Genomic DNA, 398 nt, shown 5'->3' with positions numbered 1-398 from the left:
TAGGTCTTGAAGTGCAAAGCCTTGTGGTCGGCGCCGCGCGCCAGCGCCTCCTCGTGAAAGTAATGCGGCTGCTGGCCTCGCTGGTCGATGAAATACTTAGCCAGCTTCATATATCTGTCGTTGCCGGTGACGCGGGCCAGCCTGACCAGCGCCAGCTCGATCTCCTCATGGCCGCAATAGCCCTTGCGCTTGCCGGGCTCGGGACCGAAGGTGTCGGCGATGTGGTCGGCATAGCGGCTCATGATGTCGAGCAGCTTGCGCTTGCCGGTCGCCTGGTAATAGGCGACCGCGCCCTCGATCAAGTGCCCGGCGCAATAGAGCTCGTGGCAGTCGCGCAGATTGGTCCAGCGCAGACCGGGCTGGATGCGCTGATACCAGCTGGAGAGATAGCCGTCCTC

The 398-nt window shown here is 62.8% G+C and carries 1 protein-coding gene; it reads right to left on the bottom strand.

The genetic code is table 11. The features are described from left to right. The coding region (locus tag ACWGS9_RS36120; RefSeq protein WP_454509511.1) for a beta-L-arabinofuranosidase domain-containing protein at window positions 1–398 on the bottom strand (398 nt) is incomplete at both ends.

It is taken from the genome of Mesorhizobium sp. Arg314 (genome assembly GCF_053714275.1).
This window is presented reverse-complemented; position numbering and strand designations above follow the sequence as displayed.